Origin of the sequence: Kandleria vitulina DSM 20405, from assembly GCF_000702065.1 — a bacterium.
GTDB classification, from domain to species: Bacteria; Bacillota_I; Bacilli_A; order Erysipelotrichales; family Coprobacillaceae; genus Kandleria; species Kandleria vitulina.
The window spans coordinates 43,547-66,835 of sequence record NZ_JNKN01000001.1; the positions used below are offsets into that span (position 1 = coordinate 43,547).

Below are 23,289 nucleotides of genomic sequence, written 5' to 3' on the forward strand. Positions count from 1 at the left end.
ATCTAAAATTTTCATCAAAAGCAATAATGATTCAATAATTCCTTATGTCCATTCTTAATATAGTCATGATATGAAGGATAAGCAAAACGTGAAGTCCCTGTTTTAGCGTTATGCTCATAGATCACATCACCATGATCATAAAACTTCAGATCTATTTTCTTATAGAGATCATAATTCTCTTTCAAAAAAGAAATAATTTCCTTGTTGAGCTTATAACCACATCTTCCCTTTTCCCCTAAATGAAGTGTCTGTATTAAAAGACGTTCACTTATATGATACGTCTTCATTTCTATCTCATCCGCATGCTTGAATGTATAATCCATCAATGACGAATAAAGAGATATGCAGTTGCTGTCAATCAAAGTTAATTCTTCCATGATATCCCCTCCAAACAAAAAAAGATTGAATTTCTTCAATCTTTCTAAATGATATAAGACTTAATGACTTTAGTCTTACGAGAAAAATCCTTGTCTATCTTTTCAAAATCCGAGCGATCTTTCTCATTGATAATCAACACCTGAATCTTCGTACTGTAAAGAGCAGCAAGCGTCTCTTTATGAGTACTGTAGATACATGGTGTAATACTCTGTTTTAAAGATGAAGAAATATTTTCTACAACATCATTAATTCTATGTGCATCATCGCTCATATAGCCAAATGCACTATTATTAAGGTCATACAATGATTTTGCCTTATCACTGCTTTCGACAAGAACACTGTATCGTTCACGATCTTGTGCATAGCCCTTCATCCAGCCAAACACCTGTTTCTTTTCAAAAGAAGTCCAGCTTCCTACAATTAAAAAAATACATATCGCCAACTGTACGACCTTAGCGATATAATTAATGCCAATCGGCTGTTTTACTCTCTTGCCTTTCACTTTAATCAAGCGAGGCTTCTCAAGCTTGTAGAGGAGCATATTGACAAGCAATAAAGATACTCCCATAAATAATGATGAAGTAAAATGCATTTCATCATTAATGTAGGATACTAATAAAAACATAAAAATAAGCATTAGGCTTATCATAAACAATAATCTTCTTTGAACTATATTTTTGCCTTGCTTATCCATGTTTTCATCCTCCTATGTCACTATTATATAGGAAAATCAGTATTCTTTACAAGGTTAAGGACAAAAAAGAAAAAAAGGTGTCATTATATTTTCATTTTCATGTTGCATTTTCTTAAAAGCCATATTATAATAAACGAGCAGTTGCCCCGGTGGCGAAATTGGTAGACGCAGCAGACTCAAAATCTGCCGGCCTTAAAACCGTGCCGGTTCGAGTCCGGCCCAGGGCACCAGCTTAATAGTGAAGCCAGTACAATTGTACTGGCTTTTTTTCAGCTTTACTCTGTATAATAGGATTGGTGATAGATATGGATAAATTTTATGAAAGAATGAAAGATATGCTTGGTGATGAATATGATGATTTTATTGATGCATTAAATAAGCCAGCAGTTAAAGGTCTTTATCTTAATAATAAGAAACAAAATATTGAAAAGGTTCTTCCTAGCATGAAGCCTCATCCTTTTGTTAAAGAGGGCTTTATTTTTGATGATCAAAAATATGCTCCAGGGAAATCTCCTTATTTTCTAGCAGGACTCTACTATATCCAAGAGCCTTCTGCCATGCTTGTCGCTAATATGATTGATATTAAAGAAGATGACTACGTATTAGATATGTGTGCAGCTCCCGGAGGAAAGAGCTGCTCTGTCGGTGCGCGACTCTCAGATGATGGACTTCTGATTGCTAATGATATTTCTCATTCCCGTGCCAAAGTTCTAAGTGAAAACGTTGAACGCTTCGGTTTATCTAATACCATTGTCACATCGACAGATCCTCTTCGTTTTGTTTCTCTCTTGGATGGCTTTTTTGATAAGATCATCCTTGATGCTCCGTGTTCTGGTGAAGGTATGTTCAGAAAGCTTGATCAGGCCGTAGAGACGTGGTCTTATGAAAAGGTATTAGAATGTGCCTCTATTCAAAAGAACCTCATTGAGGCTGCCTATAAGCTACTTAGAGAAGGTGGCGAGGTTATCTACTCTACATGCACCTACTCGAAAGAGGAAAATGAGGATATTATCGAGTATGCTCTTTCCAACTTTGATTTTGAACTTGTACCCCTTCCTCATATTGAAGGAGAAACAAGCTACATGGACGGTACCATTCGCTGCTATCCTCATAAACATGAAGGTGAAGGACATTTTATTGCTAAACTAAAGAAAGTAGGATCATCTAATACCATTAAGTCATCAGTGCTTAAGCCTCATATATCTAAAGAGGCAGAAACAAATATTAGAGCGTTCTACAAGGAATCTTTAAATTGCAAAGTCCCTCCTCTGCTTCTAGAAAACAAGGGGCATATCTATGCAATCAAGCGTCATTTCCCTGATCTTAAGACTATTCGTATTTTAAGAAATGGTCTTTATCTTGGAGAAAGCAAAAAGAACAGATTTGTTCCAAGCTATTCTCTTGCCTTGACTTTAACTAAAGATGATGTAAAGAACTTCTATGATTTCAAAGAAGAGAGTGAAGAAATCAAGAAATATATTCATGGAGAAACACTTCCCGCCAATAACAAGAAAGGCTATGGGGTCATCTTTGTAGATGGTTATCCACTTTCTTTCTACAAAGAAAGCAATGCAGTAAAGAACCTCTTCCCTAAGGGATTAAGACGATGAAACGTTATCAGATGATTAAAGACGAAGCAATCAAGATGCTTGAAGAAAAGAGTCATGGCTTCTATAAAAGAGAAGCCTATGCTCATATGTTTCAAGTAGAAACACTCTGTGTTCTTCTTGCAAGAAAAAGAAATCTCAATCAAGAATTAGCTAGTATCATTGGGTTATTGCATGATATTGCTATTCCGTTAACAATGAACAGCTTTGATCATGCGAACAGATCTTCCATGATTGCCAAGGAGATATTGATGTCTTCCAAGCAGTTCAATGAAGAAGAAATCAATCTTATTGTGCATGCTATTTCATGTCATTCTAACAAGAGCATCATCGAAGATGATTATTGTGAATTAATCAAGGATGCAGATGTTCTTTCTCACTCACTAGAAGGACAGCTTCTTAAAGAAGAAGAAAACAAAAGACTTTCCCATATTGAACTTTAAAAGGATGGCCATCAGCCATCCTTTTCTTCTCCTTCATACATCCCTTGAATCTTTCCATTGACCTTATCCATGGATATATGAAGATCATCTAATTGTTTAATGAGTGTATTAGCACTCCGATAAGCTTTCTCATATCTTTGTATCATACGATCACTATCTTCTTTTAGACTGATCAGCTGCTTTTCAATCTTTTCTATGTTTTGAGCACGCTGAAAATCTTTTGTGATTGCAAGAAGAGTCATGGTTACTCCCATCAATGTTGAAGGGGATGTCATCATTACATGATGACGATGTGCTTCTTCAATAAGCTGTGGTTCTTCTTCCCATAAATAAAGATAGATAGCTTCACTAGGAATAAACATGATAGCTTCTTCACTTGTTTCTTGTGGAATAATATATTTTTCCGCAATATCATGAATGTGCTTTTTCACATTTTTTCTTAATTCTCTTTGTGCAATGACTGAAGAGGGATCATCTACAAGACGTAGATAGTTTTCACTAGGAAACTTAGAATCAATGCAAAGCACTTGTTTTTGATTAGGAATATGCAAGATTGCATCTGCAATTTTGCCATTGGAAAGATGATATTGTGTCTCATATAACAAAGAAGAATGACCAAGATAAAGAGAAAGCAGATGGTAGAGCTGATACTCGCCAAAGTTTCCTCTCTTTTTTGTATTGACCATCACATCATTCATATTGCGAATTGTCTTTGTCAAAAGATTAAGCTTCGCATCAGAAACGCCGAGGTACTCTTTTGTCTTAGATAGTTCTCCTAAAAGAATTTCATAGCTTTTCGCTAAAGACTGATGATAACTCTTAGATGCTATTAGTTCACGTTCATTTTGTTCAATGCCCTTTTCTATTCGCGCAAAAGAATCACTGCGATTGAATTTCATATAGATCACGACAAGCATGATCAATATGGCAATAAGCAAGACAAGTAGAATCAATTCCATTATCTTTCATTTCTTTCTAGTTTCACGATAGCGTGTACCAATGGTGTATTTGGATCAACATCCACGCCTGAAACATAAGTAATATGATAGCGATTCTGTAATTTTTCAATACTTAATCCTAAAGCGCTCATATTCTTTCCTTCAAGGATCACTGCTGGCACTTTAGAAAGAATGATGGATTTAGCGATTTCTTCTGTGATATCTCCACCGTGTACAACAACTTTGTCATATGTTTTCTTCTTGCATAATCTCACAATTTCTTTATCGATGTTGCATAACTTGAAGAACTTGTTCATCTCTTTAATGCGATCTCTATTCTTTAATGCATCATCTAACTGATATTCGTTTTCTTCTAATGCTGTGACATCATTAGGAAGACTCATTTCCCATAATCCTAGTCCACTGTATAATGAAAGGATTTCATCTTCTTCATCAATAAGGGAAGTAAGAACATCATACTTTTTATATTCCATTTCAGGATTCATGATCATATGTGATTTCACATTAATCTTATAGTCCTGATCCTTGCATGTTAAAGTCATAGCATTCATGCCATAAATACGCTTAAAGCCTTTTTCATTGAAATCAGAATGGCTTGATGTATTGATTGAATAGTAGATTGAAACAACTTCATCAATCTGAGCAATTTCTTTTGTTACTTCTTTAGCGATACCATCTTTACCAGTAATAAAGACAACCTGTAATCCTTCGTTGAATTCTCTTACCATGATATAGCGTAAGCCACATTTTACTCTTGGATAATAATCTTTACATTTATGTTCATTTAAGATCTTCTGAATCTTATTTAATGTTGTATTGATAACAGGAGACTGAAGACGATATAGATCATCTACACTTAAGAAATGATCAACCCCTTCTAATTCACCAAAGACTAGTTTTCCTCTTGAATAGACAATAGGAAAAGCTGCATAGTGTCTATAATGTTCTACTTCATCACTTGAAAGAACTGGCTTGACATCTAATTCTTCGACATCAAATTTTGTATACTTCGCAATAGCATCCTTGATAAGTCCTTTCTTGAAAGGAAGCTGATCAAGATAGTTCATATGGAAAAGACTGTATCCATAAGTCTTCTTATCATTATTATGATGTGGTACACGCATAGATGACTTCTTAAGCACCTTTACGACATGTCCACTTAAATATCTTCTTTCTCTTACATCAATTTCTGCGAGAACTTCTTCACCTGTTAAAGCACCTTTGATAAAAGCAATCTTCTGATCAATATAGCCGATTCCTTCACCATTGATACCCATTTTCTTAATAACTAATTTTTCACTTTTCATTCTTTTTCCCTTTCTTATTGCAAATATACATAATGTACATGCCAATATAGAATATTTCACTCGCCCAGTTAAAGACAAACAAGATGATGACTACTGAAGCAAGTGGTCCATATACGGACTGATAATTGGCATACTTAAAATAAACTGAAAATATGATATATAAAATAACCATCCCTACAGCGGCTACCTGTGAACCAATAAAAGCATATCTCTTCTTTTGCACACGTACTCTTGGCACGATCAGATATAATGCATAAAAGAATAATGTGATTATGCCATAGATAATTATATACTGGAAAACTTTAATGCTGTAGAGGATCTTAAAAAACTTGTAGATTGGTCCTGATGCAACTACGATCACAAATCCCATCATTGTCAAAAGCAGGATGAATGTAATCTTAAATACATATCCATAATAAGACAAAGGATTCTCTAATTTTATATCAGGATAAAACATTCTCTTTGATGTCTCATAAATATGTGCAACACCACGTGATACAGCATACAGCGATAAAACAATGATCACAATGGATGTTGTCGTCACTCTCGTATTATTTAAGACATCAACAATCATTTTAGCATAATCCGGTCTTAAATACTGTTCTAGAATACGTTCCATAATTTCTAGATTAACATGAAAAAACGATGCTGCTATAGCCAATAATGTCGCCGCTGGAATAATTAATATTAACAAATAAAAAGAGAGTGCGGCACTTGAAGAACTCGGTATACAGATTCTATAGTCATTATAGACTTTCACAGCTTTATGATATAAATCTTTTACACCCAGCTTCATATGCGCTCTCCCTAAAAACGTATTATGTATCCTGTTTTTCATCTTCCATAACAGTCAGTCTTAATGTTTCAATACGGTTCTTTTCAATTTTCTCAATTACAAATAAGCCATTATCAATAACAACTTTCTGATTGATTTCTGGTACACCGCCAACCGCACCTAAAACAAGTCCACCGATTGATTCAAATTCTTCAGATTCAAATGAAGTACCACACTCTTCATTGACTTCATCAATATCCAATGAACCATCAAGTAAGAACTGATTATCAGCTAAAGCAACGACATCGTCATCTTCCTGATCATATTCATCATCGATTTCTCCGACAATCTCTTCAACGATATCTTCCAATGAGACAATTCCACTCATGACTCCATATTCATCTAAAACAACCGCCAATGTGACATGATCTTTTCTCATAGATTCAAAGACATCTGAAATCTGGTTAAATTCATAGACAAAATATGGTTCTCTCATGTAGTTCTTAATATCAAATTGTTCCTGATCTACATCAGCTAAAAGTAAATCTTTTATATTTAATACACCGACAATATCATCACTATCTTCATTACGATAGACAGGTATACGTGAAAATTGACAGTTTTTTAAGAAATCAATAAGTTCATCATAGGAGATATCATCTTTGACATCTTCCACATGAATACGTGGTGTCATAATCTCCTTGATTTCAGTCTCTCCAAACGCAAAGATATTATGAAGCATCTTTCGTTCATCATCTTCCAATACCCCTTCTTCATGAGAGACATTTACAATAGTCTTGAGATCTTCCTGTGTAACAGTTGGTCCAGTTGAAGAAAGGTCTCCAAAAGCCTTCATCATAATATGTGTAAAAACATTCAAGATGAAAACAATTGGCATAAATACTATTCTAAAAAATGAGATAATCGGCGCAAAGGCCAATACAAATTTTTCAGCATTGTTGCTGGCAAGGGTTTTAGGCGTAATTTCCCCAAAGATAAGAATCATCAATGTTACAAATCCTGTTGCAAGAGCAACGCCTATACCTTCATTTCCAAATATAGAAATAACAAAAGATGTTGTTAATGATGATGCTGCAATATTAACTAGATTGTTGCCAACAAGAATTGTCGACAAGAGCTGTTCATTATTATCAAGAAGCTTCTGTACAAGCTGTGCACGACGGCTATTTTCTTCTTCCGCTAAAGTCTTGATTCTAATCTTAGATACAGCCATAAACGACGTTTCTGCAGATGAAAAGAATGCAGAAAGCATTATTAATATCAAAAAGGCAACAATCATAATGGTTTGACTCGGTTCCACTTATTTATCATTCTCCTTATAATCCAATTTAGTAGCATAATAAGTTAATTTTAACGTTTTGTCAATCTTAGTATAATTGCATTTTAACATTACTGCAATCGTTTTTTGAATTGAGAAAATATGTACTTTCTTTTATATCTTTATTATAAATGCAGTAGACAATTCATTATGCCAGTATTTTTTGAGTCTTCTTAGTAGTTATTAAAACAGAGGACTACCATTAGTCCTCTGTAATAAGATCTCTAATATCTTGTGCAGTGTATTCTACATCTACACGGCGATATTTATCTAGAATATAGAATGTATCTACAATACGTTTAATAACACCATCGATATAGACAGGATCACAATAAATTAAAACAAGGAAACGATCTTTTCCAACCTGTGTGAAACAATCTCCTGAACGCAGTTTTGTCATAATGGCATTCTTTAATAATGATGCTGTTGATTCTAATATCGCATTAATAAAGTCTTTATTATGTACATCCTTATTTTTAATTTTAATGGTCAAGTTAACAATAAAGGCATCCTTCTTAGAACGTCTGATTCTCTTGCTTTCAATTAGACATAAATCCTTGAAGACATCAGGTGATGCTTCAAAAGCAAGGTTGACTTCATTGTTATTATGAACATATGACTTTAATTCATCAAAGTCCATCTTTGTCTGGCCTTCTATAAGTTGCTGAAGCTTAGAACTTGGTGCAATGCCTAAGTTCTTATTGAACATTGCTGCTACCTGTTCATAGTACTTCTTTGCTAATTCTTCTTTACCATCTCTTAAATAATCACTCATTACGTGATAATGAACACCTTCATTATATGGATCAATTTCTAATACTTTCTTACTTAATTCTCTGAATTTAGAAGAAAGGTTATTTTCAAAATAATAATCCAACAAGATGATCATTGTTGAAAGAATAGTTGATTCTACATAAGAATCATCCATATCCACCCATGACTCACCAGAAATCATCGGAAGAACATGTCCACCGTAAAGCGATAAACATTTTTCATAATATTCAATCTTATTATCTGATTCTATCGCCATATTCTTATAATTTTCTAGTTCTTCAAGATCCAAAATAACTTCAATTTCTGGATTCCAATGATAGATTCCTTTACTGGAAATAATAAAATTATCTTCTCCTAATCCTTGCTTTAATACTGTTCTTGTACGATAGACTAAAGCTTTTAGGGCATTGATAGGATCAGAAGTTGTTTTATCTTTATAAAGTACATCCGCAATTTCACTATTAAAAATCTTTTTCTTCCTATTTTTTATAAGATAAGCAATAAACTTAGTAATCTGTAAAGAATGATAATCATTAAAAGTCAGAGTTTTCCCTTTATATTCAAGTTTAAAGGTTCCTAAGAAATAAGCTTTCATTACACTCATCCGATTTCACCCCTTTTTAAAATCATATCATAAATTCTTATTGATTAACAATTTATATTTCATTTCTAATTCATCTAATGTTTATATTCCTTAATATTCATACCTTGGAAATAAATTTTACCTTCATGTCCATTATGTTCATAATAATGACTCTTTATACGATCAATAACTTGCTTTAAGTGATCCCATTCACAATCAATGAGAACCATAAACTTATTTTGATCATATTGTAATACGCAATCATATTCTCTTAGATTATCCATAATTGCTTTCTTTAGATTAACGCCTAGTGCTTCATTATTCTTTGTATTTTCATCTTTTACGATAATATCTACAATATGATAATGAGAAGTCTCTCTCTGTGCACGACGTTTTTCAATTTCACAAAGCTGTCTAAATTCTTCAGCACTGCATTCAAAAGCCTGCTTGCTTTTGAACTGATGGAATGTAGACTGGATAGCTTCTAGACGTCTTTCATTTTCCTGTTGCTGCGACTGGTGGAGCAGCTCCTTTAATGAAATGTTAGGATCAATGCCTAAATCTTTACGAAACAGTGTTTCTAGATTCTTATAATTCTTTCTAGCCAATTCAATATTATTTTCTCTAATATACTGTTTCATAATATAGTAATGTGCTTTTTCATTATAAACATCCAGTTCTAAAATCTTTCGTGACATCTCTTTAAATTCTTCGATAGATTCTTCTTCATAATACTTAATCATCAATGCCAGCATAGCCTGAAGAACCTTTGATTCAAGATACGTATTTTCCAGTTTTACCCATAACGTATTCGCAATCATTGGCAGCAGACGTCCTTTATAAAGAGCAACTGCTTTTTCATAATACTCATAATTGATTTCTTCATCTTTTTTTGCAAGCTGAATATAATGTTCAAATTCATCGAGATCAATTTCTACTGGAATAGATTCATTCCAGTAATAATAGCCCTTTGAAGAGATAATAAAAGGTTCATCACCAAACTCTTTTAATAATACTCTCACACGATAAACAAGAGCTTTCAATGCATTCAATGGATCTTGTGATGCATCCTTGAACATGATTTCAGATAATTCATGATTACTGATCTGATCAAATGGTTTCTTAAACAAATAAACCAGCAGCTCTGTAATCTTTGACGAATGAAAATCATTATAGGCAATCGTTTTTCCATTATAGGACATTTCAAATGTTCCTATCATTTTTACACGCATAGTATTCATACCCATAACCTCCACTTATATGTTCATTGTACAAAACCAAAGTCAAATGGAAGTCATAACTAGTTATAATTATAAAATATAACTAACTAAAAGCATGAAAAAAACATAGAAAGTTGTGACTTTCTATGTTTTTTTGACTACTTCATAACTTTTCTAATTAATTCCTTGAATTCTTCCAAAGTTGTATCTCTAGGATTTCCTGGTGCACATGCATCCGCAAAAGCATCTTTTGCGAGCTGTTCTACATCTTCTTCTTTTAATCCTTCTACATATGATGGAATACCGACATCCTTGCTTAATGTCTTAACAGCGTCGATTGCAGCTTGACGATATTCACTTTCACTCATCTGATCAACACCTTCAACACCCATTGCACGAGCAATTTCTCTAAATTTCTCACCAGTGTAATCCTGATTGAATTCCATGACGATTGGTAACATGATGGCACATGCTACGCCATGTGGCGTATCATAGTGAGCTGAGAAAGTATGCGCAATAGAATGAGCAATACCTAATCCTACATTAGAGAATCCCATTCCGGCGATATATTGTGCTAAGGCCATGCCTTCTCTGCCTTCATCAGTATTCTCTACTGCACCACGTAAGTTTTTAGCGATAAGCTTGATTGCTTCAAGATGGAACATGTCTGTCATTTCCCATGCTGCTTTTGTTGTATAGCCTTCAATCGCATGAGTCAATGCATCCATACCTGTAGCAGCAGTCAATCCTTTTGGCATAGATGACATCATATCAGGATCAACGACAGCCCAATTTGGAATATCATTCTGATCGACGCAGACGAACTTTCTTTCTTTTTCTACATCTGTAATAACATAGTTGATTGTAACTTCAGCTGCTGTTCCTGCAGTTGTAGGTACAGCGATTGTACGTACTGCATGATTTTTTGTAGGTGCTACCCCTTCAAGTGAACGCACATCTTCAAATTCAGGATTTTCTACGATAATTCCAATCGCTTTGGCTGTATCCATTGAAGAACCACCACCGATAGTAATAATAGAATCCGCATTAGCTTCCTTAAATGCTTTGACACCATCCTGAACATTCTTGATTGTAGGATTTGGTTTAATTTCTGAATAGATGACATATTCAAGTCCACTTTCATCAAGAAGATCAGTGACCTTCTTAGTAACACCAAATTTTACAAGATCAGGATCTGAACATACAAAAATCTTTTTAAATCCTTCTTTTTTAGCAATCTCTGGAATTTGTTTGATTGCTTCTTTACCATGATAAGAAATTGTGTTTAATACAATTGCATTTGCCATATTATATCTCTCCTTGTTTTCTCTATGATAAAATTTTAACATTTAGATGTTAGGGCTTTCAAGTTACACTTTACCCCATTTGTCACATAAAAAAAGTAGACCGAAGTCTACTTTAAATCTGATAGATAATATTCAAGCTTAACTGGTAAAGCATCAATGAGATACTGCGCTAGCTCCTCCGGTGATCTTTTCATTCCATGAGTAGCCCAATCCACTGTCATAGTAATGGAACCATGACAATACATTTTTAACAAGAAACGAATATCATCGGGAATTTGTCCACATTTCTTTTTAATGATGCCTTCATAAAAATGATAAATACATTCATAGTCATAATGTTCTACATTATTATAATCCTTTGATAAGAACGCCGCTTCAAAGAATAGCTGATCTTCTAGAATGAATTCAAATTTCTTTGTCAATCCTTCTTTCAAGGTTTCCTGTTCACCAATCTGTAAGAATGACTGATCAGCTAGCACCTTAAAGTACCAATTGACTAAAGCGTACTTATCTTCAAAGTAACGATAGAATGTCTGTCTTGTCTTACCAGATACTTTTACAAGATCAGTGACACTCACTTTATCTAAAGGCTGTTTCTTTAACAATTCTTTTAAGCCTTCTGCAAATATATAACGTGTATCTTCCATCTTTATCACCTAGTCTATTTTATCAAATATATTTAATTTTGATAAGACTAGAATGCTTTCTTAGTCGCTTGTTCAACTTCTTCACGTGAATAAAGCTGATAATAGTATCCCTTTTTATTCATCAGTTCTTCATGCTGACCTGATTCTATGATCTTCCCATCTTTAACAACAAGAATGATATCCGCATTGACAACAGTAGAAAGACGATGCGCAATCATAAATGATGTGCGTCCTTCAACTAATTTTTCAATAGCCATCTGAATCTTCTGTTCAGTCATTGTATCAATAGAAGATGTGGCTTCATCAAGAATAAGAATAGCTGGATTGGCAATAATGGCTCTCGCAAAACTTAACAGCTGCTTTTCACCAGTGGACATTGTATTGCCACCTTCTCCAATATTGCTGTCGAGTCCGTCACCCATGCGTTTCACTATTTCTTCTGCATTAACGATCTTTAATGCCTTCCATATTTCTTCATCAGTAGCATCACTTTTGCCATAACGAAGATTATCGCGAATAGTCCCTGAGAAAAGATGTGGTGTCTGCAACACATATCCAATATGATCATGCAGCCAGGACTGACTTCTTTCTCTTGCATCCCTGCCATCAATCAGAATTCTTCCTTTTGTAGGTTCATAGAAACGACAGACAAGATTTACAAGCGTTGACTTCCCTGCCCCTGTTTCTCCAACAATAGCAACATTTGTTCCTTGTGGGACATGCAGATTGAAATCTTCAAGAACCATCTCTTCGCCATCTGGATATTTGAAGGACACATTTTCAAAGACAATATCACCATGAAGTTTTTCCCAGTTCTCTTTACGTGGATGAAAAACATCCCCATATTTCTTAATGACATCCTCACCATCGACAACATCAGAATCAGTATTCATTAAAGTTGTAAAACGTTCAATGTTGACTTGTACATTGATCAACTGAGAAATCGTTTCAATCATACGCTGAATAGGATCAATCATGCCTAAGGCATACGACATAAACACTGAAAGTGTTCCTATTTTCATAAGACCCTCAATACTTAATCGTCCTCCCTGCCATAAAACAATAGCCAAGGCCACACTTGAGAGCGTTGTAACAGTGGCACTAAACAATGCTGAATAGTGCGTAGAATGAATGGAAGTACGTTTCATCAGATTAGTATCTTTTTCAAAATCATCCTGAATCGTATCTTCTACCACCAATGTACGAATAGTCTTTGCGCCAGTAATTCCTTCATTGAAATGTCCTGTAATCATTGAATTGATTTCTCTGATCTTACGGTTCAAGAAAACAATTCTTTTCTGGAAGAATAAGATAAACACTATGGCAACAGGTACAAGCAAAAGCAACAGCAATGCAAGACGAACATTGATCATGCTCATTACCACAAATACAAAGATAATATAAGAAAGATTCCAGACAATATCCATCAATCGCCATGACACCATTGTACCAATACGATCAGTATCGGACATAATACGTGCATGAACATAGCCAACATTGTTGGTATTGAAATATGAGAAAGATAATGTCTGGAGATGATTGAATGAAGCATTCTTTAAATCTCTTCCTACTTCAAGTTCAACCTTGCAGCAAAGATAACTGCTAAAGTAATTCAAGAAAACCTGAGCAATCAAGAATAAGATGTAGCTTACAATAAATAATGTAAGATTATCTATTTTTCCCTGTCCAATATAATGATTGATCGCATACTGATTAAACAGTGGATAAATCGTATCAATAAGAGAACTCAATGCGCCAAGTACAACCATGACTACAATCATTAAACGATACTTTTTAACATAGCTAATAATCTGAGGAATACCAAAATATTTAAGTTTCTTATTCATGAGAAATTCCTCCTAGTGATTGAATATCACTGATGGTCTTATATAGACCATTCTGGTTCATCAATGACTGATGTGTTCCTTCTTCGATAATCTTGCCTTCATTCATAACGATAATATGATCCGCATCCTTTAATGTAGAAATACGATGAGAAATCATAATAACCGTAGAATCATGAACATTCTCTTTTAAGGCATTTCTTATTTTCTGATCTGTCTGTGTATCAACAGCAGAAAGTGAATCATCAAAAATCATGATAGGTGTCTTAGAAATAATCATCTGGGCAATCGCAGTTCTTTGTTTTTGTCCCCCAGATAAAGTGACTCCTCTTTCTCCCACAAAGGTATCATACCCTTTAGTAAAGTGTGATACTGCATCATCCAATGAAGCAATACGACTAGCCTCAATCACATCCTGATGAGTTGCTTCCTTTTTCGCAATCGCAATATTTTCAGACAAGCTTCTAGAGAAAAGAAATGGTTCCTGTAATACAAATCCAATATTTTCTCTTAAGTGATCTTTCTTGATTGTCGCTATATCTACTCCCCCAATGGTGATTTTCCCTTTGGTAGGTTCATAAAGACGATCTAGCAAGTACATCAATGTAGATTTACCAGATCCCGTACTTCCTAATATTCCCAATGTTTCTCCCTTCTTGATTGTAAAAGAAACATCATCAAGAATATAAGGAGCCTCCTCTTTATATCTAAATGATACATGATCAAATACGATATCCTGATGCATATCAACAGTTAAAGGATGTTCATGATCTCTTTCTTCTTGAGAATTCATAATATAGCGAATACGATCAATTGAGACACCCGCCTTGCTCATATCAGAAATGACTCTTCCAAGCTGACGAATTGGCCATACCAGCATGGCATTATAAGAAATAAAGGCGATATAATCACCCGCTGTCATTTCCCCTTTTACACAAAGAAGAGCTCCCAGTACAACAATCATCATTACCTGTAAGCCAGAAATGCCATCACCGGCTGACCAGAACATTGAAATATAGACTGAGAATTTCATATAAGCGGATGTATAGATATTATTCTGCTTCTCAAATCGATCACGTTCTTCTTTCTCTCTTCCAAATGCACGAACAACTCTTACTCCTGTTAAGTTTTCTTGCGCAATAGAAGAAAGATTTCCTTCTTCTTCATCAGCTACCAGAAAAGACTGGCTGATCTTTTTTCTAAAGAACAAGGAATATCCCACGATAATAGGGATAAAATTCGCTGCTACAATAGTAAGAAACACAGAAATCTGTGACATAAAGAACAATGATAAAGCCAAGAGAATAATAATTCTAAAGAAACTAGTCAGCTGTTCAGAAAGAAAGTTCTTGATCTGTTCAACATCACTTGTACATCTTTGAATAATATCTCCCGTAGAATTATCAATATACCAAGAGAAAGGCAATTTCTGAATATGTGAGAACAGACTGTTTCTCATTGTCTGAACCAGCGTCTCTGATCCTGCAGCATTCATGAGATTATAGATATATCTGCATACTGCTCCAAGCAAGGCAATGCCAATAACCAGAGCACCTACCAGATAAAGATGTTCACGAAGAAATCCAGTATCTATAAATGAAAGCGAAGAGGCTTTATAGCCAATGATGGAATCAACAGTAAATCCCACAATCTTCGGATTAATCAGATCAATAAACGACGCCAGTATTGCAAAAAGGATTCCTATTCCAAAATAACGTTTGCTTGAACGTAAAAAATAGAATACCAGTCTGCTGTTTGAAGAAAATTTCTGGTTCATACAAAACCTCCTTAACCAACCATTTATTGTATAAGATAGATGAAAAAATAAAAAGCAATATGATGAAAAAAGATCATATCTACATATGATCTTTTTCAAACCTGTATTTTTGTTTAATAGAAGGATACTTTTCATGATCCACTTCTTCTAAAAACATCTTTAATGGACGTACATACATTTTTTTAGCCCCATAAAGTGCGCGATAGACCATCATATCCTCATCAGTTTCACTGTGTGTTGCAACACCAACAATTTCATAGAGATAAGTCATTGAAGAAGCATCCACAGTTTCTCTTTTAAAATGTCTGACAACATCACCCTTATTAAATATTCTCATAATAATGTGCCAACCCCTGTGTTCCTTCTTCGCCGTAGCCTTCTTCTTGCATCTTAGTCTCCATGGACAAGACTTTCTCAAGAACTTCTAAAGTCAAGTCACGACTTAACGCTTCTTCATCCGCAATACGCATATCTTTTACAAAATGCTTAATAAAAAATCCTGGATTAAAATCTCCATCAATAATCTTCTGACCAAGATTTGAAAGCTGCCAGCTTCCGGCAGCGCCATTCGCAATAGTATCAAGCATCTTCTGCACATCTAGTCCAGCTTTCTTGCCATAAGCGATTGCTTCAACGGTACCTGCAAGCGTACCGGCAATCGCAATCTGATTAGCCATCTTAGTGTGCTGGCCTGCACCGGCTTCTCCTTCATAGATCACATTTGTTCCCATTACTGATAGTAATGGTTTCATTTTTTCAAAGATCTCCTGATCTCCACCTACCATAATCGCAAGTGTGGCTTCTTTTGCCCCTTTATCTCCTCCAGATACAGGAGCGTCTAGTGAGTGGAGTCCTCTTTTTTGTGCTTCTTCATAGATGCGCTGTGACAATTTTGGTGAAGTTGTGGTCATATCAATCATGATAGAGCCTTCTTTCATATTTTCAATAACACCATCTTTGCCAAAGTATACTTCTTCAACATCTTTTGGAAAACCAATCATGGTCACCATGACATCAGAGCATCTTGCACATTCAGCAACATCATTGCACCAGATAGCCCCTTTTTCTAATAGATCAAGACATTTTTCTTTTGTACGGGTATAAACATACAATTCATGCCCAGCATTCTTTATATGTTCAGCCATAGGTTTTCCCATGACACCTAATCCAATAAATCCAATTTTCAATTCCATCACCTCATTATTATTATAAAAGAAAAAGAAGATGAATCAAATCATCTTCTTATAATTCTTTTTTTGCGATACGAGCAGCATAGCCAATATATCCAGCTGGAGTCATATTAACTAATGTTTCTCTATCCTGATCAGAAAGAACTTCTAATCCCTTGGCAAATTCAAGAATAGCATCCTTAGAAATATTCTTTCCTCTTGTCAATGCCTTTAACTGATCATATGCATCTGCAATACCATATTTTCTAAGCATAGTCTGAATTGGTTCAGCTAATACTTCCCATTTTTCATTTAAGTCAGCAGCTAGCTTTTCTTCATTGATTACACATTTAGCAAGACCACCAGTTGTTTCATTGATTGCCTGTAAAGAATAACCGAATGCCAAACCTAAGTTACGCTGTGATGAAGAATCAGATAAATCTCTCTGCATTCTTGATTTAGGAAGTTTATTGCTTAATGATACACAAATATTATTTGAGAAATCAGCATTGGCTTCAGAGTTTTCAAATCTGATTGGATTGACTTTATGTGGCATAGTAGAAGACCCTACTTCACCTTTAACTGGAATCTGCTTGAAGTATTCCATTGAGATATATAGCCACATATCTACATCAAGATCCATTAAGACATTATTGAAATGACGAATACCATCTAGAATATGACAAGTATAGTCATGTGATTCAATCTGAGTTGTGAATGGGTTAAATGTTAAACCAAGATAATCTTCCACAAATTCCTTGTTTGCTTTTTCCCAATCCATATCAGGGAAAGGTACACCGATAGCAGAATAGTTACCTGTTGCACCATTGAATTTAGCTTTAATCTTAACTGCTTCTACATTTTCGATGCTAGAAAGGAAACGATAAGCGTACACCTTGAATTCCTTACCAATTGTAGTAGGTGTAGCTGGCTGTCCATGAGTATGAGCTAACATCGGAATATCAGCATACTGTAAAGCAAGACCATCAATTGTTTTTGCAAATTCTTTTGCTTTCTTAAGCCATACGTTCTTAAGACCATCTCTGATCATGCAGCCATATGAAGTATTGTTGATATCTTCTGAAGTACATCCAATATGCACAAAGCTTTCTAGCTTATGGAATCCTAATTCAGCAAGCTGTTCATCAATATAATATTCAACAGCCTTAACATCATGTCTTGTAGTCTTTTCAATTTCCTTAATACGCTTATAAGCATCAAAGTTGAATGAAGATGCAATATTCATTACACCAGAAAGATCTTTCTTTTTTGCTTCATTTAATACTGGCGTATCAATATGATCAATTAAATATTTTAACCACTGAATTTCTACAAAGACTCTATATTTTACAAGGGCATACTCAGAGAAATATTCTCCAAGCATATCCTTGATTACACCATATCTTCCATCTAAAGGTGATAAAGTTGTACATTCAAACTGTAATTTATCCATTCACATTCTCCTCATTTATTTAAAGTAAGCAACACCGGATTCAAATAATTTCTGATCCATGTCACCATAAATATTGATGTTTCTGTTGTCTCCCTGACGTTCACTATGTCCCATCTTACCGATGACTCTACCATCTTCAGAAAGAATACCTTCAATACCATACATAGAACCATTTGGATTGAATGGAGATTTCATAGTGACTTCATCATTTTCATCAACATACTGACTAAATACCTGACCATTGGCGATTAAACGATCTAAGACTTCCTTGTTTGCGACAAAGCGTCCTTCACCATGTGAAACAGGAATAATATGTGTATCTCCAACATTGACATTAGCTAACCATGGAGACTTAACAGATGCAATACGTGTTTTAACCATCTGTGATACATGACGTCCAATTGTATTGAATGTTAATGTTGCATCATCTTTAGTCATATCTCTAATGACACCATCTGGCAATAATCCCACTTTGACAAGTGCCTGGAATCCATTACAGATACCAATGATCAATCCTTCTCTATCAAGAAGCTTTTCAATTGCTTCTTTGATCTTAGGATTACGCAATACTGTCGCAATGAATTTACCTGATCCTTCTGGTTCATCAGAAGCAGAGAATCCACCTGGAATCATCATAATCTGAGCACCATCGATAGCTTTAGCAAGCGCATTGATAGAGTTCTTGATATCATCATCACTTGTATTTTTAATCAATACAATTTCAGGAGTCCCTCCGGCTTTCTTGAATGCTCTAGCAGAATCATATTCACAGTTTGTACCTGGGAAAGCAGGAATAACAACTTTAACTTCATCGTAAGTCTTAGAAGCATGTGCTTTTCCTCTTTCGAATGTATCATTCACTTTAATCTCATCAGTTGGTGCTTTTGCGACTGTAGGATAAACATCTTCAAGTACGGCTGTATGTTCAGCATAGATATCATCAAGCATGACTTCTTCATCCTTGTAGATGACTTTATCGCTAGCAATAGTCTGACCAACAACTCTTGAATGTTCAAGTGTTACTTCACCTTCAACTTCAAGAATCATATGACCGTAGTTCTTTTCAATTAAGTCTTCTAAAGTTAATTCTTCATTGATCTTAAGACCAATCTTATTACCAAATGCACTCTTATAGATAGCTTCAAGTAGACCACCATCTTTAATAGTATAAGCACTCTTGACGATACCTTTTCTCATTAATTCAAGAACAGCATCGTACTGTTTCTTAAGTGCATCAAAATCAAAGATACCAAATTCATCTTTTGGAATCATCACTTCAACAATAGTGTGTCCTGCTTCTTTCCATTCTGGAGAGATGATGTGTTTTACATCTTCACCAGTAACCGCAAATGACACGAATGTTGGTGGTACATCAATATTTTCAAATGTACCTGACATAGAATCCTTACCACCGATTGAAGGCAATAATAATTCCTTCTGTGCTCTATAGGCACCAAGTAATGCAGCAAATGGCTGACCCCAACGAGTTGGATTATCCATTAGACGCTGGAAGAATTCCTGGAATGAGAAACGGATCTTATGATAATCACCGCCCATTGCGACAATCTTCGCAACAGATTCTACCACTGCACTAATGGCACCATGATATGGAGACCATTCTGTGATTTTTGGATTATAGCCATATGACATTAATGAACATGTTGTTGTTTCTTTACCTAATACTGGAATTAAAGCAGCCATAGCTTCAGTTTCAGTACGGAATGTCTTTCCTCCATATGGAGAAAGAACAGTACCATTTCCGATAGAAGAGTCAAAACGTTCAACCAAGCCCTTCTGACTTGCGACAGAAAGACGAGTCATAACTTCTTTACTAGTTGCTTTAAAAGTATTCTGAGCTTTTACTTTTAATGGGTTCTTAGAGAAATCTGGTAATGGTACATTGACATCCTGATAACGTTTTGCACCATTCTTATTTAAGAATTCTCTTGAAAGATCAACAATGACTTTACCCTGATAACGCATTGTTAATCTACCTTTATCTGTTACATCAGCAACATATGTTGCTTCAAGGTTTTCATCAGCACAGCATGCTAACATAAAGTCTAAATCTTCTTTATTGATGACAATAGCCATACGTTCCTGAGATTCAGAAATAGCAAGCTCTGTACCATTTAATCCTTCATATTTCTTAGGTACAGCATCCAAGTTGATATCTAATCCATCAGCTAATTCACCAATTGCGACAGATACCCCACCGGCACCAAAGTCATTACATCGAACGATCTTTTCAGAGAATTCACCATTTCTAAATAATCTCTGAATCTTACGTTCTTCAACCGGGTTACCTTTCTGTACTTCTGCACCTGCAGTTTCAGTTGTTTTTAATTCATGTTTCTTACTTGAACCAGTGGCACCACCGATACCATCACGACCAGTTCTTCCACCGATAAGCAATACAATCTGACCATTTTCTGGTTCTAATCTCTTAACCTGTCTCTTAGGCGCTGCAGCGACAACGGCACCAAGTTCCATTCTCTTAGCAACATAACCCTGATCATAGATTTCATGCACATAACCAGTTGTTAAACCAATCTGGTTACCATAGCTTGAGAATCCCTGAGCTGCTTCACGACAGATCTTTCTTTGTGGAAGCTTACCTTTCATTGTATCCTTCAATGACTGACGAGGATCACCAGCACCAGTAATACGCATTGACTGGTAAACATAAGCACGACCAGAAAGTGGGTCACGGATACATCCACCTAAACAAGTAGCAGCTCCACCAAATGGTTCAATTTCAGTAGGATGGTTATGCGTTTCATTCTTGAACATCAATAACCAATCTTCATCACCCTGATCAGTATGAACTTTTAATTCAACTGAGCAGGCATTGATTTCTTCTGAGACTTCCATATCGTCAAGGTATCCACGTTTACGAAGTTCTTTCATACCGATTGTACCAAGATCCATTAATGTTAATGGTCTTGTAGTATTTACACCATAAACAAGATGACGACTTGCTTTATAGTTATCAATATCTTTTTCAAGAATTGTCTTGAATGCGCCATCTTCAATATGAATATCAGTTAATACTGTACCAAATGTAGTATGACGACAATGATCTGACCAGTATGTATCAAGAACCTTTAATTCAGTTTCAGTTGGATCACGCTGTTCTTCTACAAAGTAATCCTGTGTAACCTTAAGGTCATCATAGTTCATGGCCATGCCATTATCTTCAATATATTGAGAAAGTTCTTCTTTATTGAAAGATCTAAAGCCTTCAATAACAGGAACATCCTTGATTTCAATAGCTTTATCTTCCAAAGTTTCTGGCTTTTCTAATGAAGCGAGACGTGAATCTACTGGGTTAATTAAGAAATTTTCAATAGCAGGTACGTCTTCTTTTGTAATACCTTCAATAATATAAAGGCGAGCACATTTAACTTTTACGCCTTTTTCTTCAGTTAATAGCTGAAAACACTGAGCAGCAAAGTCAGCTCTAACATCATACTGTCCAGGAAGATATTCGATTGCGATAACTTCACCTTCCTGATGAGGATAATCTTCAAGATAAACATTATCCACCATTGGTTCAGAAAGAATTGTGTTAATACCCTTCTGAAGTACTTCTTCTGAAAGTCCCTGTAGATCATAACGATTAATAATTGTAACTTTCTCTACTTGTTTCATATCAAGCTGATGACGAAGCTGGTGTCTTACACTCTTGGCTTCAACAGCATTCTCTTCTCTTTTTGCGACATAAACGCGACAAACTTGACTCATGGAATCCTCCTAATGTAAACCTATATCTTTTCTGCAATACATACCATCAAAATGAATCTTTTCAATAGCCTGATAAACTTTTTCTCTTGTTTCATCTAAATGTTTTCCAACTGCACAAACATTAAGTACACGACCACCGTTTGTGACAAGCACACCATCTTTCATGGCAGTACCAGCATGGAATACAATTATATCATCTGGAAGCTGATCCAATCCAGTAATCGGAAGTGATTTTTCATAACTTCCTGGATATCCTCCACTAGAAAGAACAACACATGTAACCTGTTCATCTTTCCATTTAACTTCCACTTCATCAAGCTTAGATAATGCTACAGCATTCATGATCTCATAAAGATCACTATCTAATCTCAATAAGATAGACTGAGTTTCTGGATCACCAAATCTTACATTGAATTCTAGAACTTTAGCTTCATTGTTTTCAATCATCAATCCGATGAAGATAACACCTCTAAAGTCAAGACCATCTTCCTGTAAACCTTTAACAAAAGGTTCAAGAACAGTTTCTCTTAACTTTTCATCCATGCCATTTGGCATAAATGGGTTTGGTGAAACAGTTCCCATTCCTCCGGTATTTGGTCCCTTATTATTATCATAGATCTGTTTATGATCTTTTGCGGAAACCATTGGAACAATTGTTTTACCATCAGTAAAACAAAGCAATGAACATTCAAATCCAGTCAAGAATTCTTCAATGACAACCTTACGGCCTGCCCCAGCAAGAATATCTCCACTTAACATGCTCTTAAGAGTCTCTTTAGCCATCTCTTCTTCTTCACAGATCACAACACCTTTACCAGCAGCTAAGCCATCGGCCTTGATGACTACAGGATAACTAAAATCATTTAATGCCTTATAAGCAGCATCTAATTCAGTTACTTCTACATACTTAGCTGTAGGAATATGATGCTTTTCCATAAATTTCTTAGAGAATGCTTTTGATCCTTCAAGATTAGCAGCAGCTTTTCTTGGGCCAAATACCTTATGTCCATGATCTTCTAATAAATCAGCTAATCCTAAGCATAATGGTACTTCAGGACCAATTACTGTTAATTCGATATTGTAGTCTTCTACAACCTTAAGAATCCCCTCAAGATCCTCTACGCTTCCAGGAATACATGTCCCAATTTCTGCAATCCCAGGATTTCCTGGTAATGCAAAAAGCTTATCGACATGTTCACTTTTTGCAAGTGCATAAGCGATGGCGTGTTCACGCCCACCGCTTCCAATTACCAATACGTTCATGTG

At 35.3% G+C, this 23,289-nt stretch carries 19 protein-coding genes and 1 tRNA gene; 3 read left to right on the forward strand and 17 right to left on the reverse strand.

Annotated features, from left to right (window positions below; genetic code table 11):
* Nucleotides 1-14 precede the first annotated feature (14 nt).
* Both T513_RS0100185 and T513_RS0100190 read right to left on the reverse strand, forming a co-directional pair.
* The gene (locus T513_RS0100185) at nucleotides 15-377 is read right to left on the reverse strand and encodes a hypothetical protein (protein ID WP_029070101.1); all 363 of its coding nucleotides are present in this window, start codon (nucleotides 375-377) and stop codon (nucleotides 15-17) included.
* Nucleotides 378-421: 44 nt separating this feature from the next.
* Nucleotides 422-1,072, reverse strand: coding sequence for a hypothetical protein (locus tag T513_RS0100190; RefSeq protein ID WP_031588459.1), 651 nt, complete (start codon nucleotides 1,070-1,072; stop codon nucleotides 422-424).
* Nucleotides 1,073-1,215: 143 nt separating this feature from the next.
* Between T513_RS0100190 and T513_RS0100195 the strand changes: the two genes are divergently transcribed.
* The 3 genes from T513_RS0100195 to T513_RS0100205 all read left to right on the forward strand — a co-directional run bounded on the left by T513_RS0100195 (nucleotide 1,216) and on the right by T513_RS0100205 (nucleotide 3,122).
* Nucleotides 1,216-1,302, forward strand: a tRNA-Leu gene (locus T513_RS0100195).
* 75 nt (nucleotides 1,303-1,377) lie between these two features.
* The gene (locus T513_RS0100200) at nucleotides 1,378-2,682 is read left to right on the forward strand and encodes an RsmB/NOP family class I SAM-dependent RNA methyltransferase (RefSeq protein WP_031588461.1); all 1,305 of its coding nucleotides are present in this window, start codon (nucleotides 1,378-1,380) and stop codon (nucleotides 2,680-2,682) included.
* Complete coding sequence (locus T513_RS0100205; protein ID WP_031588463.1) at nucleotides 2,679-3,122, forward strand: HD domain-containing protein; 444 nt, start codon at nucleotides 2,679-2,681, stop codon at nucleotides 3,120-3,122. Before T513_RS0100200 ends, T513_RS0100205 begins: the two co-directional genes overlap by 4 nt.
* 11 nt (nucleotides 3,123-3,133) lie before the next feature.
* Here T513_RS0100205 and rmuC read toward each other — a convergent pair whose 3' ends face one another.
* The 15 genes from rmuC to purD form a co-directional block, all read right to left on the reverse strand.
* A complete protein-coding gene (rmuC, locus tag T513_RS0100210) occupies nucleotides 3,134-4,081 on the reverse strand; it encodes a DNA recombination protein RmuC (protein WP_031588464.1) in 948 nt (315 codons plus the stop codon).
* A complete protein-coding gene (locus T513_RS0100215; RefSeq protein WP_031588465.1) occupies nucleotides 4,081-5,388 on the reverse strand; it encodes a TRAM domain-containing protein in 1,308 nt (435 codons plus the stop codon). The genes rmuC and T513_RS0100215 overlap by 1 nt, the downstream gene beginning before the upstream one ends.
* A complete protein-coding gene (locus T513_RS0100220; RefSeq protein ID WP_031588466.1) occupies nucleotides 5,378-6,184 on the reverse strand; it encodes a YihY/virulence factor BrkB family protein in 807 nt (268 codons plus the stop codon). The genes T513_RS0100215 and T513_RS0100220 overlap by 11 nt, the downstream gene beginning before the upstream one ends.
* A 22-nt stretch (nucleotides 6,185-6,206) precedes the next feature.
* Nucleotides 6,207-7,484 (reverse strand): HlyC/CorC family transporter, encoded by a 1,278-nt coding sequence (locus T513_RS0100225; RefSeq protein ID WP_035876405.1) that lies wholly within the window; start codon nucleotides 7,482-7,484, stop codon nucleotides 6,207-6,209.
* 220 nt (nucleotides 7,485-7,704) lie between these two features.
* Complete coding sequence (locus T513_RS0100230; protein WP_031588468.1) at nucleotides 7,705-8,880, reverse strand: bacterial transcriptional activator domain-containing protein; 1,176 nt, start codon at nucleotides 8,878-8,880, stop codon at nucleotides 7,705-7,707.
* A 74-nt stretch (nucleotides 8,881-8,954) separates the two neighbouring features.
* Nucleotides 8,955-10,100 (reverse strand): bacterial transcriptional activator domain-containing protein, encoded by a 1,146-nt coding sequence (locus T513_RS0100235; protein ID WP_031588469.1) that lies wholly within the window; start codon nucleotides 10,098-10,100, stop codon nucleotides 8,955-8,957.
* 137 nt (nucleotides 10,101-10,237) lie between these two features.
* The gene (gene fucO / locus T513_RS0100240) at nucleotides 10,238-11,386 is read right to left on the reverse strand and encodes a lactaldehyde reductase (RefSeq protein ID WP_029070113.1); all 1,149 of its coding nucleotides are present in this window, start codon (nucleotides 11,384-11,386) and stop codon (nucleotides 10,238-10,240) included.
* Nucleotides 11,387-11,493: 107 nt separating this feature from the next.
* Nucleotides 11,494-12,033 (reverse strand): TetR/AcrR family transcriptional regulator C-terminal domain-containing protein, encoded by a 540-nt coding sequence (locus T513_RS0100245; RefSeq protein ID WP_031588470.1) that lies wholly within the window; start codon nucleotides 12,031-12,033, stop codon nucleotides 11,494-11,496.
* Between the two features lie 47 nt (nucleotides 12,034-12,080).
* A complete protein-coding gene (locus T513_RS0100250) occupies nucleotides 12,081-13,880 on the reverse strand; it encodes an ABC transporter ATP-binding protein (RefSeq protein ID WP_029070115.1) in 1,800 nt (599 codons plus the stop codon).
* Complete coding sequence (locus T513_RS0100255; protein ID WP_031588472.1) at nucleotides 13,873-15,654, reverse strand: ABC transporter ATP-binding protein; 1,782 nt, start codon at nucleotides 15,652-15,654, stop codon at nucleotides 13,873-13,875. The genes T513_RS0100250 and T513_RS0100255 overlap by 8 nt, the downstream gene beginning before the upstream one ends.
* A gap of 79 nt (nucleotides 15,655-15,733) precedes the next feature.
* Nucleotides 15,734-15,991, reverse strand: coding sequence for a DUF1653 domain-containing protein (locus T513_RS0100260; RefSeq protein WP_031588474.1), 258 nt, complete (start codon nucleotides 15,989-15,991; stop codon nucleotides 15,734-15,736).
* Nucleotides 15,978-16,847 carry an NAD(P)-dependent oxidoreductase gene (locus tag T513_RS0100265; RefSeq protein WP_031588476.1) on the reverse strand — a complete coding sequence of 290 codons (870 nt, stop codon included), beginning with the start codon at nucleotides 16,845-16,847 and terminating at the stop codon, nucleotides 15,978-15,980. Before T513_RS0100265 ends, T513_RS0100260 begins: the two co-directional genes overlap by 14 nt.
* Before the next feature lie 49 nt (nucleotides 16,848-16,896).
* Nucleotides 16,897-18,276 carry an adenylosuccinate lyase gene (gene purB, locus T513_RS0100270; RefSeq protein ID WP_031588477.1) on the reverse strand — a complete coding sequence of 460 codons (1,380 nt, stop codon included), beginning with the start codon at nucleotides 18,274-18,276 and terminating at the stop codon, nucleotides 16,897-16,899.
* Between the two features lie 15 nt (nucleotides 18,277-18,291).
* On the reverse strand, nucleotides 18,292-22,023 hold the full coding sequence (locus T513_RS0100275) for a phosphoribosylformylglycinamidine synthase (RefSeq protein WP_031588478.1): 3,732 nt from the start codon (nucleotides 22,021-22,023) through the stop codon (nucleotides 18,292-18,294).
* A gap of 9 nt (nucleotides 22,024-22,032) precedes the next feature.
* Nucleotides 22,033-23,286, reverse strand: a complete 1,254-nt coding sequence (gene purD / locus T513_RS0100280) for a phosphoribosylamine--glycine ligase (protein WP_029070121.1) — start codon at nucleotides 23,284-23,286, stop codon at nucleotides 22,033-22,035.
* Nucleotides 23,287-23,289: the final 3 nt, after the last annotated feature.